General features: G+C 68.0%; 17 protein-coding genes, 1 pseudogene and 1 other annotated feature. Of the genes and pseudogenes, 12 read left to right on the top strand and 6 right to left on the bottom strand.

Annotated elements, in window-relative coordinates; translation table 11 throughout:
• Window positions 1–99: 99 nt before the first annotated feature.
• Complete coding sequence (locus IL992_RS32960; RefSeq protein ID WP_193207241.1) at window positions 100–828, bottom strand: GntR family transcriptional regulator; 729 nt, start codon at window positions 826–828, stop codon at window positions 100–102.
• 441 nt (window positions 829–1,269) lie between these two features.
• On the opposite strand from IL992_RS32960, the gene IL992_RS32965 reads away from it, so the two are divergent.
• From IL992_RS32965 to IL992_RS33005, 9 genes are all read left to right on the top strand, one after another.
• Window positions 1,270–2,640, top strand: coding sequence for an extracellular solute-binding protein (locus IL992_RS32965; protein WP_319018978.1), 1,371 nt, complete (start codon window positions 1,270–1,272; stop codon window positions 2,638–2,640).
• Between the two features lie 80 nt (window positions 2,641–2,720).
• The gene (locus tag IL992_RS32970; RefSeq protein ID WP_226874198.1) at window positions 2,721–3,587 is read left to right on the top strand and encodes a carbohydrate ABC transporter permease; all 867 of its coding nucleotides are present in this window, start codon (window positions 2,721–2,723) and stop codon (window positions 3,585–3,587) included.
• Entirely contained in the window at window positions 3,587–4,495 is a 909-nt protein-coding gene (locus IL992_RS32975) for a carbohydrate ABC transporter permease (RefSeq protein ID WP_193207244.1), read from the top strand. Before IL992_RS32970 ends, IL992_RS32975 begins: the two co-directional genes overlap by 1 nt.
• Entirely contained in the window at window positions 4,495–5,562 is a 1,068-nt protein-coding gene (locus IL992_RS32980) for an ABC transporter ATP-binding protein (protein ID WP_193207245.1), read from the top strand. Before IL992_RS32975 ends, IL992_RS32980 begins: the two co-directional genes overlap by 1 nt.
• The gene (locus tag IL992_RS32985; protein WP_193207246.1) at window positions 5,562–6,635 is read left to right on the top strand and encodes an ABC transporter ATP-binding protein; all 1,074 of its coding nucleotides are present in this window, start codon (window positions 5,562–5,564) and stop codon (window positions 6,633–6,635) included. Before IL992_RS32980 ends, IL992_RS32985 begins: the two co-directional genes overlap by 1 nt.
• A 35-nt stretch (window positions 6,636–6,670) precedes the next feature.
• Window positions 6,671–6,835, top strand: coding sequence for an FAD-linked oxidase C-terminal domain-containing protein (locus IL992_RS32990; protein WP_193207247.1), 165 nt, complete (start codon window positions 6,671–6,673; stop codon window positions 6,833–6,835).
• Window positions 6,836–6,911: 76 nt separating this feature from the next.
• Window positions 6,912–8,372 (top strand): NAD-dependent succinate-semialdehyde dehydrogenase, encoded by a 1,461-nt coding sequence (locus tag IL992_RS32995; RefSeq protein WP_193207343.1) that lies wholly within the window; start codon window positions 6,912–6,914, stop codon window positions 8,370–8,372.
• On the top strand, window positions 8,369–8,857 hold the full coding sequence (locus tag IL992_RS33000; protein WP_319018979.1) for an Ldh family oxidoreductase: 489 nt from the start codon (window positions 8,369–8,371) through the stop codon (window positions 8,855–8,857). The genes IL992_RS32995 and IL992_RS33000 overlap by 4 nt, the downstream gene beginning before the upstream one ends.
• Before the next feature lies 1 nt (window position 8,858).
• Window positions 8,859–10,094 carry an iron-containing alcohol dehydrogenase gene (locus tag IL992_RS33005; protein ID WP_193207248.1) on the top strand — a complete coding sequence of 412 codons (1,236 nt, stop codon included), beginning with the start codon at window positions 8,859–8,861 and terminating at the stop codon, window positions 10,092–10,094.
• 63 nt (window positions 10,095–10,157) lie between these two features.
• On the opposite strand, the gene IL992_RS47925 is transcribed toward IL992_RS33005, so the two are convergent.
• The gene (locus IL992_RS47925) at window positions 10,158–10,283 is read right to left on the bottom strand and encodes a hypothetical protein (RefSeq protein ID WP_264295149.1); all 126 of its coding nucleotides are present in this window, start codon (window positions 10,281–10,283) and stop codon (window positions 10,158–10,160) included.
• Window positions 10,209–10,322, bottom strand: a sequence feature (AL1L pseudoknot). (Overlaps the previous gene by 75 nt.)
• Window positions 10,323–10,376: 54 nt before the next feature.
• Window positions 10,377–10,943 carry a TetR/AcrR family transcriptional regulator gene (locus IL992_RS33010; protein ID WP_226874200.1) on the bottom strand — a complete coding sequence of 189 codons (567 nt, stop codon included), beginning with the start codon at window positions 10,941–10,943 and terminating at the stop codon, window positions 10,377–10,379.
• 109 nt (window positions 10,944–11,052) lie between these two features.
• On the opposite strand from IL992_RS33010, the gene IL992_RS33015 reads away from it, so the two are divergent.
• Entirely contained in the window at window positions 11,053–12,009 is a 957-nt protein-coding gene (locus IL992_RS33015) for an NADP-dependent oxidoreductase (protein ID WP_193207250.1), read from the top strand.
• Here IL992_RS33015 and IL992_RS48595 read toward each other — a convergent pair.
• From IL992_RS48595 to IL992_RS33030, 3 genes and pseudogenes are all read right to left on the bottom strand, one after another.
• A complete protein-coding gene (locus IL992_RS48595; RefSeq protein WP_319018990.1) occupies window positions 12,006–12,245 on the bottom strand; it encodes a helix-turn-helix domain-containing protein in 240 nt (79 codons plus the stop codon). The two genes, IL992_RS33015 and IL992_RS48595, sit on opposite strands and share 4 nt — an antisense overlap.
• A gap of 774 nt (window positions 12,246–13,019) precedes the next feature.
• Window positions 13,020–13,910 (bottom strand): annotated as a pseudogene (locus IL992_RS33025) (recombinase family protein).
• A gap of 176 nt (window positions 13,911–14,086) precedes the next feature.
• Window positions 14,087–14,740: a TetR/AcrR family transcriptional regulator gene (locus IL992_RS33030; RefSeq protein WP_193207251.1), complete on the bottom strand. Its 654-nt coding sequence runs from the start codon at window positions 14,738–14,740 to the stop codon at window positions 14,087–14,089.
• A 134-nt stretch (window positions 14,741–14,874) separates the two neighbouring features.
• Between IL992_RS33030 and IL992_RS33035 the strand changes: the two genes are divergently transcribed.
• Both IL992_RS33035 and IL992_RS46785 read left to right on the top strand, forming a co-directional pair.
• The gene (locus tag IL992_RS33035) at window positions 14,875–15,258 is read left to right on the top strand and encodes a carboxymuconolactone decarboxylase family protein (protein ID WP_226874201.1); all 384 of its coding nucleotides are present in this window, start codon (window positions 14,875–14,877) and stop codon (window positions 15,256–15,258) included.
• Between the two features lie 3 nt (window positions 15,259–15,261).
• A complete protein-coding gene (locus tag IL992_RS46785; RefSeq protein ID WP_226874202.1) occupies window positions 15,262–15,414 on the top strand; it encodes a hypothetical protein in 153 nt (50 codons plus the stop codon).
• Window positions 15,415–15,424 lie beyond the last annotated feature (10 nt).

The raw sequence follows: 15,424 nt of genomic DNA on the forward strand, positions 1-15,424 counted from the left end.
GCTTCTCCTCGCAACTGGGGCGGGTGAGGTGGATCCAATCGGATCCGATCCGATTGAGTCAGCATTCCTCGGCCCGGCCCGCCCGTCAAGCCTTTACCGCTATTCGTCCGCGTCCTTGACTTCGTCGAACAATCGCCGGAACCGCTCGCCGGACAGCAGGATGTGCCGGCGCATGGCGTAGGCGGCGGCGTCGGGGTCACGCGCGGCGATCGCGGCCACGACTTCTTCGTGCTCGGCCATGGCCAGGTGAGTGACCTGGGTGTCGTGGAGAAGCCGGAACAGGTGCACGTGCGTGTGCAGGCGAGCGAGCGCTTCGCGGATGACCTGGTTCTCCGCGCTCAGGGCGACGAGATCGTGAAAAGCGGCGTCGCGCAGCCCGAAGGCGCCATAGGCCATGATCCCGTTGCCCCCCTCCAGCTCCGCCATCTCCTCCAGCATTCGCCGCAGACCGGCCACCTGCTGCGGGGATGCGCGTTCGGCGGATCTGCGCGCCGCTGCCGGCTCGAGGAGCAGGCGGAGCTCAAGCATGTCCTCGAATCGTTGACGGGTGATTTGGGGGGGAATGCGATAGCCGGCATGGGGCACACGCACGACCAGGCCCTCGGCCTCCATGCGGTTGAGAGCGTCTCGGATCGGCGTCTGCGAGACCCCCAGCTCTCGCGCCAGGGCGTCGATCGTGACGCGGGAGCCAGGCTCGATCCGTAGCGACATCAGCTGTCCGAGCAGCGTGTCGTACACCTCGTCGGCAAGCCGGCCGCGAGATCTTCCCGGCGGCGTTCCGCCCGTCATGGCCCCACGGCGCCGCGCGATCACCGCTTCGTCGTCCATCGTTGACATGAGGTCCTTTCTTACGTCTTCGGGAACCTGTTGACATCGGTCGCAACGCTGCGGGATGTTGACGCCCCCACTCGGATCGTATAGGAAAGGTGGCGGATGCCAGCCATCCTCCATCCATCGCGGAACCGTCCGCCATCGCTCCGCTTCGATCAGTTGGGGCTCCCATGAGCATGCTCGACGTCCTACTCGGTTCGCCGCCGGGCCGCGCAAGGACCGAAGGACTTCTCGACTGCTTGAAGCCCCATTACGTCGCGGCGTACTCGTGACGCCGGTCTGCGGGTCAGCCCCTGCGACAGCCGGCAACACGCCTGAACAACCCCCCAACCGCTCGGCGAAGCACGCAGCAAGGCTCCAGAAGTCCCCACCCAGAAAGCAGGCAAGAGGATGCGGTATCCAACGCGAATAGGACGACTGTCCGTTCCCGGTCGAAAGGTGCGGCTGGCGACGGCGGCCATGTTGGCGGCCACGACCATGGCGGCTTGCGGCGGCGGCACGGAGGCGAGCGCCCCCAAGGCGCCGGCGACCATCCCGGAGCTCACCAAGGACCCGCTGACCCTCCGCTTCATCTGGTTCGACTGGCCCCCCGCCCACGCGCTGGAAGACTTCGCGAACGCGGAGTACACCAAGGAGCGGCCGAACGTGACCATCAAGGTCAACACCGTGCCGAACGCGAACTGGCACGACGCGATGTTCACCCAGTTCGCAGCGCACAAGACCGACTTCGACATCCCGATCCTGGACTCGCAACACATCGGCGAGGCCGTGACGAACGGCAACATCCTCGATATCACCGACTTCGTCAAGAAGAACATCGACGTCAAGGCCTACAACCCGTACCTCCTGGCGGCCTACGGCCAGTACCCCCAGGCGGAGACCGGCAAGCGCGACGAAAACGCCAGCATGTACGGACTGCCGCTGCTCGGCGACACCTGGACGATGATCTACCGCAAGGACCTGATCGGCGACAAGCCACCGCAGACGTGGGACGAGATGATCTCTGTCGCCGAGAAGTGCCAGGCGGACCACCCCGGCGTCAGCGGGCTGGCTTTCCATCAGGCCAACGGCTCCGACGCCGCGGCCGTAACCTACAACACGGTCAACGGCGTCTACGGCGGCAACCTCTGGGACCCCAAGACGCGCAAGATCGACGGCGTCCTCAACGACGCTGCGGGCCAGGAGGCGATGGACGTCCTGGTCAACAAGATGAAGCCGCTGACCGCCAAGGGCTCCGGCAACTGGTTCATCGACGAGGTGAACGCGGCGGTCGCCCAGGGCAAGGCATGCATCGCGTTCAACTGGATCGCCGCGAGCGGCGGCCTGCTCGACCCGAAGCAGTCGACGCTCGGCACCACGCGGGAGCAGATTCTCGAGAAGCTGGGTTTCGCCCCCCTGCCGAGCCAGAAGACGAACCTGGTGCCTCTCGGCGGCATGGGGATGCACGTGTCGGCCTACTCCCCGAAGACCAACCAGGCGGAGGCCCTGAACTTCATGAAGTGGTTCGAGCGGGCTGACATCCAGAAGAAGTGGGCCGCGGCCGGTGGCGTGCCATCGCGTACGGACGCCCTGGAGTCGCCCGAGTTCCTCAATGCCGGGCCGTTCAACAAGGTGTACGCCGACTCGGTCTCGCGGATGCGGGACATGTGGAACGTACCCGAGTATGCGCGCCTCGTCGACATTGAGAACACCAACGTGAACGCGGCTCTCAACGGCGCGAAAAAGCCGAAGGATGCGCTCGACGACATCGCCAAGCAGCAGCAGGGCGTGCTCGACTCCGGCAACCGCAAGGGCGGCGGCGGACTGTGAGTGACCCCGTCCCTCTGACGACCGACCACCCCGGGCAGGTGGCGTCCGCGACGCCGCCTGCACCGGGTCGGTCCCGCCGCTTGAGCGACCGCGGGCTCGCCACAGCCTTCATCTCCCCCGCGCTGCTGCTGTTGCTCGCAATGTCGGTGTTCCCGTTGCTGTGGGCGTTGTACCTGTCTTTCACCGACTACTCGGCCACCCGCGGGGGGCCGGCCCATTTCGTCTGGTTCGAGAACTACACGGCCATCCTGGCTTCGGCGCAGGTCCACCTGAGGGCCTTGACGACGTTGATCTACGTGGTCGGCGCGGTCGCCCTGCAGACCGTGCTCGGTTTCGCCATCGCCTACCTGATCTCACGGCGCACGCACGGGCGAGGACTGCTGACCACTCTGTTCCTGGTTCCGATGATGCTGTCGCCGGTCGTGGTCGGGCTGTTCTGGCGATTCATGCTCGACGCGCAATTCGGCGTGATCAACAGCATGCTCGGCTCGCTCGGCCTGGGGCAGGTGGAGTGGCTCACCCGGCAGCGAACGGCACTGATTTCCCTGATCGTGGTCGACACCTGGCAATGGACGCCGTTCATCATGCTCATCGCACTTGCGGGCCTTACCGCGGTTCCCAAGTACTTGTACGAGGCCGCCTCGATCGATCGGGCGTCCGAGTGGTTCCGGTTCCGCACCATCACTCTTCCGCTGGTGTGGCCGCTGCTCCTCATTGCCGTGTTGTTCAGGGCCATCGAGGCCTTCCGGCTGTTCGACCTCGTCTACATCCTCACCAACGGAGGTCCGGGGGTCTCCACCGAGACGTTGTCGTTCCACGTCTACAAGGTCGGGTTCCTGGGCTTCAACACCGGAACCGCCTCGGCGTACGGGATCCTCATGGTCCTCGTCGTCATCGTCCTTACGCAGCTCTACCTGCGCTACTTGAACAAGCTCAAGGAGGACTGATGGCCGTCTCCGTCGACGAGGCCGTGTCCACGGGTCCTGCCCGGGATCACACGCCCCCCGCGCGTCGTTTCGGCGGCCGGGGCCGCTCCGTGCTGGAGGTCGCGCTGCTGGCCGTGCTGGCCGTCGTGATGCTCTTCCCGGCGCTGTGGATGATCGAGACATCCATCAAGGAGAACCGGGACGTCTACGCGATCCCGGCCAAGTTCTTCGACTTCAAGGTCACTTTGGACCATTACAAGGACGTGTTCGTCGCCTCCGGCGGTCGCTCGGCCTTGTCCGTCTCGTTCCTCAACTCCGTCGTGGTCGCCGGGGTCTCCACGGCGCTGGCCACCGTGCTGGGGGTCCCGGCGGCCTGGGCCTACTCACGCTTCTCCGTGAAGGCCAAGAAGGACCAACTGTTCTTCATCCTGTCCACCCGCTTCATGCCGCCCGTGGTGGTCGTGATCCCGATCTTCCTCATGTACCGCCAGGTCGGACTCATCGACAGCAAGCTCGGCCTGATCCTCATCTACGCCGCGTTCAACGTCCCGTTCACGATCTGGATGATGAAGGGGTTCGTCGACGAGGTGCCCGCGGAGTACGAGGATGCCGCCATGCTCGACGGCTACACCCGCTTGCAGGCGTTCTGGAAATTCACCCTTCCCCTGCTCCTGCCCGGCATCGCCGCGACGGCGGTCTTCGCACTCATCTTCTCGTGGAACGAGTTCGTGTTCGCCATCTTCCTTACCTCCAGTGACAGCGTGCGGACGGCCCCGCCCGCCATCGCCGGCCTCATCGGTGGAACCACTGTGGACTGGGGTCTCGTGGCCGCCGCCTCCGTAGTGTTCGCCCTACCGGTGCTCGTCTTCGCCTACCTGGTGCGCAAGCACCTCGTCGCCGGTGTGACGCTCGGGGCGGTGCGACGCTGATGGCGGGCATCGAGGTGACCGCCCTGCACAAGCGCTACCCGGACGGGACGGTCGCAGTTGAGCACGTGGACCTGTCCATCGGCGACGGCGAGCTGTTCGTGATGCTCGGCCCTTCGGGTTGCGGCAAGACGACCACGCTGCGGGCCATAGCCGGCCTGGAGAGGCAGACGACGGGCGACATCCGCATCGGCGACACGCTGGTCAACGACCTGCCGCCCGCCGAGCGCGACATCGCCATGGTGTTCCAGTTCTACGCTCTCTACCCGCATCTGAGAACCCGCGACAACCTGGCGTTCCCACTGCGGGCCGAGGGACTGCCCAAGGCGGAGGTGCGGGAGCGGGTCGACGAGGCCGCTCGGCTGATGCGGCTCGGTCCGCTCCTGGACCGGCGACCGCACCGGCTGTCCGGCGGGGAGCAGCAGCGCGTCGCGCTTGCTCGCGCCCTGGTGCGACGACCGCGCGCATTCCTCATGGACGAACCTCTCACCAATCTGGACGCGGAGCTGAGGGCGGACATGCGCACGGAGATCAAGCACCTGCAGGGGGAGCTGGGGACGACGATGGTCTACGTCACCCACGACCAAGTCGAGGCGATGTCGCTCGGTCACAGAATCGCCATCCTCAACAAGGGCCGCGTCGAGCAGATCGGCACGCCGCTGGAAGTCTACGACCGTCCGGCGAGTCTTTTCTGCGCCGCGTTCATCGGCTCCCCGCCGATGAACCTGATCGAGGTGGAGGTGGCCGACGGGAAGCTGCGCAGTCAGGGCGGGCTGGTCCTCACGCCACCGCCAGGCCTACCGCGTGACCGTCGCCTGGTCGCAGGCGTCCGGCCGGAGGCGCTGGAGGTCACAGAACCAGGGGCGGAACGTTCGGTCCCGGCCCGCGTGGTCTCGGCGGAGTGGCTGGGCGACGAGATCATCTACGTGGTTGACCACGGCGGCCAGCGCGACGTACGGGTTCGGATGCCACCGACTGTCCGTTTCGCCGCTGACGCACCGGTCGGGCTGCGGCACACCGGCGGGCCCCCGCCGGTCTACGACGTGAGCACGGAAGAGCTGGTGGCCTGATGGGAACCGTGGCAGTGCACGGGCTGTGCAAGTCCTTCGGTAAGGTCCAGGCCCTGGACGGGGTGACGCTGGACGTGCCGGACGGCTCGTTCTTCGTCGTGCTCGGGCCCTCCGGGGCAGGCAAGACGACGACCCTGCGAGCGATCGCCGGCCTTGAGAAGCTTGACGCCGGGTCGGTGCATCTGGACGGGAGGGACGCGACCGGTGACGCCCCGGCCGCACGCGACCTGGCCATGGTCTTCCAGAGCTACGCCCTCTACCCGCGACTCACGGCGTACGAGAACATCGCTTCGCCGCTGCGGGCACGCCGCTGTTCTTCGAGCGAGATCGCCGCTGCCGTCGAGCGGATGTCGAGCCTGCTGCACATCGAACGTCTGCTGCAGCGTCGTCCGGCGCAGATGTCGGGCGGTGAGATGCAGCGTGTCGCCCTGGCCCGGGCGCTGGTCCGTCGCCCGCGCGCGTTTCTCATGGACGAGCCGCTGACGAACCTCGACCTCAAGCTCCGCGTCGAGATGCGCACCGAGCTCACCCGCATCCACCGGAGCCTCGGAGCAACCTTCGTCTACGTGACCAACGACCAGGTCGAGGCCCTGTCCATGGCCGACCAGGTCGCGGTCCTCAAGGAGGGGAAGGTGCAACAGGTCGGAACGCCGACCGAGGTGTACGAGCGTCCAGCCAACCAGTGGGTCGCAGGCTTCGTCGGGAGCCCGCCGATCAGCCTGCTCGCCTGCCACGCCGAGGGAGATCGTCTGGTCGGGGAAGGCTGGACGCTGCCGCGGCCCCGCTGGACCACGGCTGAGGACGGTCGTCCGCTGCTGCTGGGCGTGCGCGCAGAGGACCTGTCGGTCGAGCAGCGTGGGGACGCGTCGTTGTCGGGGGAACTCTACGGGCTTGAGCCGCTCGGTGACCGAACGGTGGTCGACGTCCGAGTGGGGACGGAGATCCTCAAGGTCAAGGCACGACCCACCGTCACCGGTACGCCGGGCGAGCGGCTGCATGTCACGGTCAACCTGGACCGTGCGCACCTGTTCGATGCGGGCACCGGGCTGGCGCTGTCCGAGGCCGGGAGGTAACCGCGCAGGGCGGCGACGTCAACATGCGCCCGCGCGTGGCAATCGAGCCTCGGTGGACCGTCACCGGTGAGCACGGCCTGACGACGCTGAAGCAGCCATGGCTCGAGAAGGGGATCGGTGGCGCGGGGCGTCGCCCTGCAGCCAGGGCCAAGGTCACGTTCGACCCGCTCGGCAAGCTCGACCCCGACCAGCTCGTGTGACCCGTTCGTCAACGCGCGTGGCGCGATCGCCGAGGTCACGCCGGACATCACCAAGAACATCACAGGAGGCGACGCAATGAGTGACCCGATGAACGTCCTGGCCCCCGAGCACCGGCGGCTCCGGATCGGCGACGCCTGGCGCGACGCCGCCGGCGGAGCCACTTTTGCCGTCGAGGACCCGGCCACCGGCAAGACCATCGCCGAGGTGGCGGACGCCGACGTCGTTGACGGGCTCGCCGCTCTGGACGCGGCGAGCAAGGCGATGGCGGAGTGGGCGGCGACCCCGCCGCGAAAACGGTCAGAGTTGTTGACCGCGACGTACCGGGCACTGACCGAGCGATCCGAGGAGGTCGCCCGGCTGATAACGCTCGAGATGGGCAAGCCGCTCGCCGAGGCTCGGGGAGAGGTGGCCTACGGCGCCGAGTTCTTCCGTTGGTTCGCCGAGGAGGCGGTGCGCGTCGAAGGGCGCTACAACACCGCTCCCGCTGGTGGATATCGCGTCCTCACCGTGCCGAAGCCGGTCGGACCGTGCGTCTTCGTGACGCCCTGGAACTTTCCGTTGGCCATGGGTGCCCGCAAGATCGCTCCTGCGCTGGCGGCGGGCTGCACGACGATCACCAAGCCGGCAGCCCAGACGCCGCTCACCATGCTGTTCCTGGCCCGCATCATGGAGGAGGTCGGCGTTCCCCCGGGCGTCGTCAACGTCGTGACAACCAAGCGTGCCGGCAAGGTGGTCTCAGCACTGCTGGCCGACCGCCGGACCCGCAAGCTTTCGTTCACCGGGTCGACCGAGGTCGGGCGCGTGCTGCTACGACAGGCGGCGGACAACGTGCTGCGCACCTCAATGGAACTGGGCGGCAACGCGGCCTTGATCGTGTGTGCCGACGCGGACCTGGACGTCGCGCTCGACGGTGCCATGGTGGCCAAGATGCGCAACATCGGGGAGTCCTGCATCGCGGCCAACCGAATCTACGTCGAGGAGCCGGTGCGCGAGGAGTTCACGGCGCGCTTCGTCAAGCGGATGGGCGCGCTCTCGGTGGGCCATGGTCTCGACGACGGCGTGGACGTCGGCGCGTTGATCGACGAGGCCTCGGTCACCAAGATCGACGAGCTCGTCGCCGACGCGGTCGATCGCGGCGCCCGTGTCTTGGTGGGCGGCGAGCGTCCGGATGGGCCGGGCCACTTCTACCCGCCTACGGTCCTCGTCGACGTGCCCGAAGACGCGCGGATACTGCAGGAGGAGATCTTCGGCCCGGTGGCGCCGATCATCTCGTTCACGTCCGACGACGAGGTGATCACGAAGGCCAACGACACCGAGCACGGCCTGGCCGGATACGTCTTCACCCGTGACCTCCAGCGGGCGCTCCGGTTCGCCGAGGGGCTGGAGACGGGGATGGTCGGCATCAACCGTGGTCTGATCTCGGACCCGTCAGCTCCGTTCGGAGGCGTGAAGCAGTCCGGGATCGGCAAGGAGGGGTCGCACGAGGGCGTCCTTGAGTACCTCGACGTCACCTACGCGGCGATCGACCTACCGTGACCGGCCTGCTGCTCCGGGTGCCCGCCGAGGATCACCGCGCCCTGTGCACACATGACCTGACCGGCCTCCACCCGTGGGGCGGGACCCGGGCCATGGTCGGCACGAATCCGCCGGCACCCGGGGACGCCGTCGACTCCGCCGGTGTGCGCGCCACAGACGCGGCCACGGCGATGGATGGGGCGATCAGCCCTTTCGGCGGTCCCAGAGGCTACGCCCTCAGGCTCATGATCGAGGTGCTGGTCGCGACCTTGACTCGTACCGCCCTTGGCGACGATGTCCGCGGGACCCTCGACCCGACTGACCCGCCCACCAAGGGCGACGTCTTCATCGCGATGGACCCGAGGGCGCCCGGGCACGACCGAGTCTGGGAGCCCGGCGCGCGCCCGCGCCACCCGGCAGCCAACCTTGCCGACGCCGTCCCGGTCTCGCAGGTGACCTGGACGTCCGCCCAGCAAATCACCGCCGACGTTCCAGAGAGGCACTGACATGCTTGAGACCGTCCGCGGACCACGCCAGCTGATAGTGGGCGAAGGGGTCGCGCAGAACATCCCACGAGTGGTGGCCGAGTGTGGCTCGCGAGTCCTCATCGTGACCGACCGGGTTCTTCTGGGGCAGCCGGGCGTGGCCGAGATCGTGGCCGCCGTTCGGGAGAAGGTCGCAGTCGTCGGGGTGTTTGCCGACGCGACTCCGGACGTGCCACTCGCCGATGTCGCCCTGGCCGTCTCGGTCGCCGCAGAGGTGGACGCCGACGTAATCCTCGCCATCGGGGGTGGCACGGTGATCGACCTCGCCAAAATCGTCGGCGTCATCCGGCGCCACGGTGGGACGCCGCGCGACTACTACGGCGAGTCGAAGGTGCCGGGGCCGACGATTCCTCTCGTCGCGGTCCCGACGACGTCAGGCACCGGCTCCGAGCTCACGCCCGTCTCGGTGTTGACCGACCCGGACCGCGAGCTGAAGGTGGGGGTCTCCAGCGTCCACATCGTGCCCGACTTCGCCATCGTCGACCCTGAGCTCACCTACACCTGCCCTGCGACCGTCACTGCCCACTCCGGCATCGACGCGTTTTGTCACGCGGTGGAGAGCTACACCGCGCGACCCCGGGCCCACGGACCGCGCGACCCGGTGGAGCAGGTCTTCCTCGGCCGCAACCCGATCACCGATCACTACGCGCTCCTGGCCGCGGAGCGGATCGCCCGCAGCTTGCCCCGTGTCGTCAGGGACGGAGGCGACAAGGACGCGCGCGCGGACATGTCCTATGGGTCCATGCTAGCCGGGCTCGCATTTTCCCACGCAGGCAACGCGGCTCCGCACGCCCTCCAGTACCCCATCGGTGCAGCCACCCACACGCCGCACGGCCTGGGCGTCGGGCTGCTGCTGCCCTACGCGCTGGACGCGGCCAGGGATGCCATCGGCGACCGGTTGGCCATCCTCGCCGGGGTGTGCGGGCTCGACGTGACCGATGCCTCGGATGCCGAGGCCGCAGATACGTTCCTCACCTGGCTCGACGGGCTCCTTGCCGACATCGGCATCCCTCCCACCTTGGCGGACATCGGCGTGGCACGCGCCGACCTCCCGCGCTTCGCGGAGATGGCCAGTGGCGTCACCCGCTTGATCCAGAACCATCCAGGCCCGACCGACACCGCCAGCCTGACCGCGATCCTCGAAGCGGCCTGGATCGGGGACCGGACCCGACACGTCCTGACTCCGGAGCAGAGATAGTGACGGGCCGTTCACATGACGACGAGTCCCCCGCCCCACCCTGGGTATCGGACCTTGAGCTGCTCATCGCGGACGGCGCGGGCCGACGGCGGCGCGGGAGGCGTAGTAGGTCGACGGGGCCGCCTGCAGGACCCGGCAGATCGAATCGACACCGAACCGGTCCCGGTGGGCGTCGATGAAGGCGTTCATCTCGGCGGGCGAGGGTCGAGTTCCCTGGCGAAAAAAGCCGACTTAGATTCAGACGATCAACGCAACGCTGTTTATAGCCGCCTCGATCCGGGCTCAGGCCGGCCGGGCGGCGGCCCGGAGGCCGTCCATCAGGAGATCCAGCAGGCGACCGGCCTTGGCTTCATGCTCGCGCCGGGGGGCCACGGTGAAGATGCCGATGAGGGAGGCGGCGATGTCTTCGGCGGTGACGTCGGAGCGGAGGTCGCCCGCCGCGCGACCGGCGTCGAGAATCGTGGTGATGGCCGCCAGTAGCTCGCTCCGGGTTTGTGCATGGGCGATCTCGCCGGACTCGATCATCGCAAGCAGCGTGTCGAGCATGCCGTTCTTGGTCGCGATCCAGTCCCCGAACAAGTCCATCCAGCGCCGCATCGCCGCAGCCGGGGGCAGCTGGCCGAGCAGCTCGCGGGCGCCGGTCGTCAGCCGCACGACCTGGCCCCGGTAGACAGCATCGACCAGCGACTCGCGGGTCGGGAAGTGCCGGTAGAGCGTGGCGATGCCGACTCCGGCCTCGCGGGCGATCGCACGCATCGACGGCTCGGCGTCAGCCGACGCGAACACGCGGGTCGCCACCGCGAGCAACTGGTCGCGGTTACGGGTTGCGTCCGCCCGTGGCGCGCGCATCTCTGCCTCAGTCAAACGGATCACGCTCCGGTTGTGTTAGGGTCATCCATTGAAACGGAGCATAGTCCGTTTCAAGGCGTTCCCTCGGCCCCCAAGGAGACAGGCGTACATGCAGGAACAAAGCGATCATCCGCCGGCGGGCAGGAGCAGGGCGGTCCGGCTCGATTCATTCGGCGGCCCCGAAGTCCTGGACATCCGTGAGGTTCCCGCCCCGCAGGCCGGCCCGGGACAGATCCGCGTGCGGGTCACCGCGGCCGGTCTGAACCCGATGGACTGGATCATGACCGCCGACGCGGACACCGCCGCCCGGTTCGGCTTGAGCCTCCCGGCCGGGTTCGGGACCGACTACGCGGGACTGGTCGACCAGGTCGGTGACGGGGTGACCGGCTTCGCGCCCGGCGACCGGGTGTTCGGGGGCGCCCTATCCCGCGCGGTCGCCGACTTCGTGGTGATCGACCCGGCCGGGGGGATCGCGGCGAACGAGGCCCATCACACTCCCGACGGCGTCGACGACCGCACCGCCGCCACCCTCACGATCGCCGGCCGCACGGCATCCGCCGCCCTCGCCGTGGCCGACCCCGGCCCGGACGACACAGTGCTGATCGGCGGCGCGGCGGGCGGGGTCGGGGTGTTCGCTGTCCAGCTGGCCCGGATCGCAGGAGCGCGCGTGATCGGGACGGGATCGGCGACATCATCCGATTTCCTGCGCGATCTCGGAGCCGAGCCGGTCGCCTACGGCGACGGCCTGGCCGACCGGGTCCGAGCCCTCGCTCCCGGCGGTGTCACCGCCGCCATCGACCTGCACGGGACGGAGACAGTGCACGCCGCAAGGGAACTCGGCGTCCCGGACGGCCGCATCTGCACCATCGCCGCGCAAGTCGACGGCGTGCCGACGGCCAACGGCGCGAACGCCGCCCCCGGCGCCCTGGAAGAGGTCGCCCGCCTGGTCGCGGCGGGCCGACTCCGGGTGCCTATCGCGGCGAGCTTCCCGGTCGAGCAGATCCGCCGCGCGGCCGAGCTCCAGGCCGGCCGGCACGTGCACGGCAAGGTCGTCATCGACCTCTAGATCAAGGCCGTCGTGACGATGAACGCGATGTCGTCGTCACTGATCAGGCGGGGACGGCCTCCCGCCCACTGAGGGCCCAGGGCGGCCAGGCCCTTCTCGTTGAAGGCGTGGACCACATCGCGCACGGTGTCCTCGTCCGTGGCAAGCAGCCGGGCGATCGCCGACACCGGCGTCCCTGACGAGGAAGCCAGGAGAAGATCGTCGCCCTGCAGGGCCGGACCCGGTTGGCGCGACAGCGTCTGACCAGCTGCGTTAGCCGTAGGCCTTCATGGTCGGTCAACCGGCGCGCTTTGACGGGCTCGGCCACCGATCCCCACCTCCTCGATCCCAACGTACTGACAGGATCGAGGGTCGAAGCACTCCCAGGTCAGCCGCAGGAGCCCGAGCGGCGTCTCGCCAAAGCGGTGAACCTCAGTGGACAACGCACTAGCTGCCAGGACTGGTGGGAGGCGGTGAGCCACTCCTCGGCTTTCTCCCGAGAAGTGACGTGGTGCGTATGCCAGCGTTGCATGGACGGGTCTTGGAGGGCGCGTTGCAGGACGGGGCATCGTCCGCTTCCCAGGGCCGCAACAGCCCCCTCTCCGCCACGCAACGGCAGGGACGGTCGGGCGGAAGAGGAGAGGGCCCAGCCGGGACGGCGGGCGTAGTCGCGAAGGTCATGGACGGCATCACCTCTCACGACTCGGCACAGCCCAGCGGAGCACTCCAACTCGGCCAGTCGATCTGACCGTGAGCCCACCGTCCGGGCCGGTGCCGGTGGTACGGCGGGGAGCTTGCCCCGCCGTGCCGGCTGCGACAGCCTGACCCACTGCACCTGCCCCGATTGCCCGTTGCCGTTTGCCGACCTAGCCACGAGCCGTACCCCCAAGGAGAACTGACTGCAGCAGGTGCAGATCGACCACACGCAGGTCGATCTGGAGGTGGTCGATGAGCGCGGTGCAACTGGCCGCGGAAGGGACGATCATGCCCTGCGGCACGCTCGGCCCGGCGCTGCAGCGCGTGGGGGCGGTTCAGCCCGGGGCAGGCGCCGCTGCCGCGTTGGCGTCGTGTTCGCGCAGCATCCGCAGCACGGTGGCCGGGGACGGGTGCCGGCCCTTCTTCTTGCCCTTGGTGATGACGAGCCGGGCGGCGATGTCGCGCAGGCTGAGGTTCTGCTCGCGCAGGTGCAGGGCCATGGACAGCATGGCGTCGTCGGTGACGGCGGCGCCGCCGATGGTCTTGCCTCGGCTGCGGGCGGATTCGTGGCCTTCCAGGGTGCGGTCGCGGATGTACTCGCGCTCCATCCCTGAGAGGGCGGCGAGCACGGTGAACAGCACGCCGGAGGGGTCGTGGGAGCCCTGCAGCTCGCCGGTAAGGAACTCCAGGCCGATGCCGGATGCGCGCAGCTACTCGGCCAGGGCGGCCAGTTCGAGGCCGCGGCCGAGCCGTTTGTGCTCGTGCACCACGAGCGTGACCGCGACGCCTGCCGATCGGAGCTCGCGGGCCAGGGCGACGGCCTTGTCGAGTTCGGGGTGGGTGGTGGCGCGGGTGGAGATCTTCTCGGAGAAGACGCGGGTGACGCCGGCGGCCCGGAGTGCGTAGAGCTGGGTGTCCAGGGACTGGCGGACGGTGGAGGCGCGGGCGTACCCGATGCGTACGTGCCCCGCCGGTTCGGCGCCCGCCGTGGCCGGGCGGGGCAGCTCGATCCAGGCCGTGCCCGGCTTGCGGACGGCCGGGGTCGCCACAGTGAGCGACTTGGCGAGCGCGGGCACGAGCCGGAAGCGGGCGGTGTGGTACTGGACGGCCACCTTGCCCTTGCCGGTGCGGTTTGGGGGTGTCTTGCCACTTCCTGAGGCCGTTTGGGTTGCGGTTGGGCGCGCCTCGCGGCTCTTCGATGATCTTCGTTTTATACCTTCTGTCACCTAGGTCCGGGTGACTCTGCCCGACACCTCGCGCCCGGCGCCATTCGCGACCTCCACGACCCGGACACCACGAAGAGGAGTCTGGCACTCGGGTTGGGGCGCGATCGTTTACCGGCGGAGTACTCCGCAGCGTCGCATAATGCCAAGCTCCGCTGACCCCATACATGTGGAAGCGGCTACCGAGCTTGGAGTACGCCGGCGTCGAGAGACGTCGCGAAGGTCTGCACGTAGTCGATGGCTGTCTGCAACGCGTCTTTCAGTGGAGCGATGTCCCGCGCGACCTGGGCGAGGAGCATGCCGCCCTGGAAGGCGGCAAGGAGCAGATTGGCCAGCTGCGTGGGATCTGCCTCAGTGCTGATGCGGCCGAGTCGCTGCATGCGCTCGATTCCATCGCGGAAGATGTCCCTCCACTGGTCGAACGCACTTGCGAGCTCGTCGTGCACGTCAAGGTCCGTCTTGATGATCTCGCTCGCCAGGGAGCCGAGGCTGCAGCCTTCCTGATAGGCGCGCTCGTAGCGGACGTAGAAATCCGCCCACGCCCGAAACGCGTCGAGGTTGTCGAAGCAGGCGAAGCGCTCGCCGCGGTGGAACGTGAGAACGCGCTCGGCCTGCCAGGCGATCACGGCCAAGACGAGACTCTCCTTCGTCGGGAAGTAGTGGTTGAGCTGCGATCCGCTGACGCCGGCGGCGCGGCGGAGCTGTTCGTTGTTCGTCCCGTGGACCCCCTTGGTGTAGATGAGCTCCGCGGCGTGCTCCAGGATGCGCGCCCGCGTTGCCTGTCCCTTGTCGGTGAGCTTGTGGGGCTCCCGAGCTCCTGTGGTGGGTTTCATGCTTCAGACGATACCTGGATTGGGCTTGACAGCCCAGTCTCGAGCGGTGTTCACTCAAGAAATGGGCTGACAAGCCCAAAAATCTCAAGCGCAACCCGGGCTGACGACGACCACTCACCGGAGGCTGATTCGCCATGTCACGACTGAACGTTCCCTTTCCTGGCGACGTCCCCGACGGGGTGGAAGGCATCCTCGACAACGTCGGCGCACAGTTCGGCTTCGTCCCGAACATGTTCGGGACTCTCGCGTCGAACCCGACAGTCCTCGACGTCGGCATGACACTGCAGGGCACCTTGAGCCGGGTTCTGGACGCGAAGACGCGGCACACCATCGCGCTCGCCGTGTCGCAAGCAAACGGTTGCGATTACCGCCTGGCGATGCACACGTACGTATCGTCCGAACCCGGTGGCATGTCGAGCGATGACATCGACTTGGCCCGGGCCGGGAGCTCGATCGATCCCAAGCGCGCCGCGGTCGCTCGTTTCGCTCAGCAGGTGTGGAGAGCCGCGGTCAGGTGAGCGATGCCGATCTGGCGGCTGTGCGAGGTGCTGGGTCCGCAGATCCTGGCGATCGTCAGGGTGGCGGTGGAGGTCCTGCTGACCAACTTCATCAACAACGTCAACCGGACCGACATCGACATCCCCGCCGTCAGCTCGGTCGGTACGCCGGGATGAGCGTCGGCGT

The organism is Microbispora sitophila (genome assembly GCF_014892245.1).
In the GTDB taxonomy this organism is placed as follows: Bacteria; Actinomycetota; Actinomycetes; order Streptosporangiales; family Streptosporangiaceae; genus Microbispora; species Microbispora siamensis.

Bases quoted from the DNA above. Each gene is read 5' to 3' on its own strand.
- IL992_RS32960 (WP_193207241.1), bottom strand. From the start codon at position 828: ATGGACGACGAAGCGGTGATCGCGCGGCGCCGTGGGGCCATGACGGGC.
- IL992_RS32975 (WP_193207244.1), top strand. From the start codon at position 3,587: ATGGCCGTCTCCGTCGACGAGGCCGTGTCCACGGGTCCTGCCCGGGAT.
- IL992_RS32980 (WP_193207245.1), top strand. From the start codon at position 4,495: ATGGCGGGCATCGAGGTGACCGCCCTGCACAAGCGCTACCCGGACGGG.
- IL992_RS32985 (WP_193207246.1), top strand. From the start codon at position 5,562: ATGGGAACCGTGGCAGTGCACGGGCTGTGCAAGTCCTTCGGTAAGGTC.
- IL992_RS32995 (WP_193207343.1), top strand. From the start codon at position 6,912: ATGAGTGACCCGATGAACGTCCTGGCCCCCGAGCACCGGCGGCTCCGG.
- IL992_RS33005 (WP_193207248.1), top strand. From the start codon at position 8,859: ATGCTTGAGACCGTCCGCGGACCACGCCAGCTGATAGTGGGCGAAGGG.
- IL992_RS47925 (WP_264295149.1), bottom strand. From the start codon at position 10,283: ATGAACGCCTTCATCGACGCCCACCGGGACCGGTTCGGTGTCGATTCG.
- IL992_RS33010 (WP_226874200.1), bottom strand. From the start codon at position 10,943: ATGCGCGCGCCACGGGCGGACGCAACCCGTAACCGCGACCAGTTGCTC.
- IL992_RS33015 (WP_193207250.1), top strand. From the start codon at position 11,053: ATGCAGGAACAAAGCGATCATCCGCCGGCGGGCAGGAGCAGGGCGGTC.
- IL992_RS33030 (WP_193207251.1), bottom strand. From the start codon at position 14,740: ATGAAACCCACCACAGGAGCTCGGGAGCCCCACAAGCTCACCGACAAG.
- IL992_RS33035 (WP_226874201.1), top strand. From the start codon at position 14,875: ATGTCACGACTGAACGTTCCCTTTCCTGGCGACGTCCCCGACGGGGTG.
- IL992_RS46785 (WP_226874202.1), top strand. From the start codon at position 15,262: ATGCCGATCTGGCGGCTGTGCGAGGTGCTGGGTCCGCAGATCCTGGCG.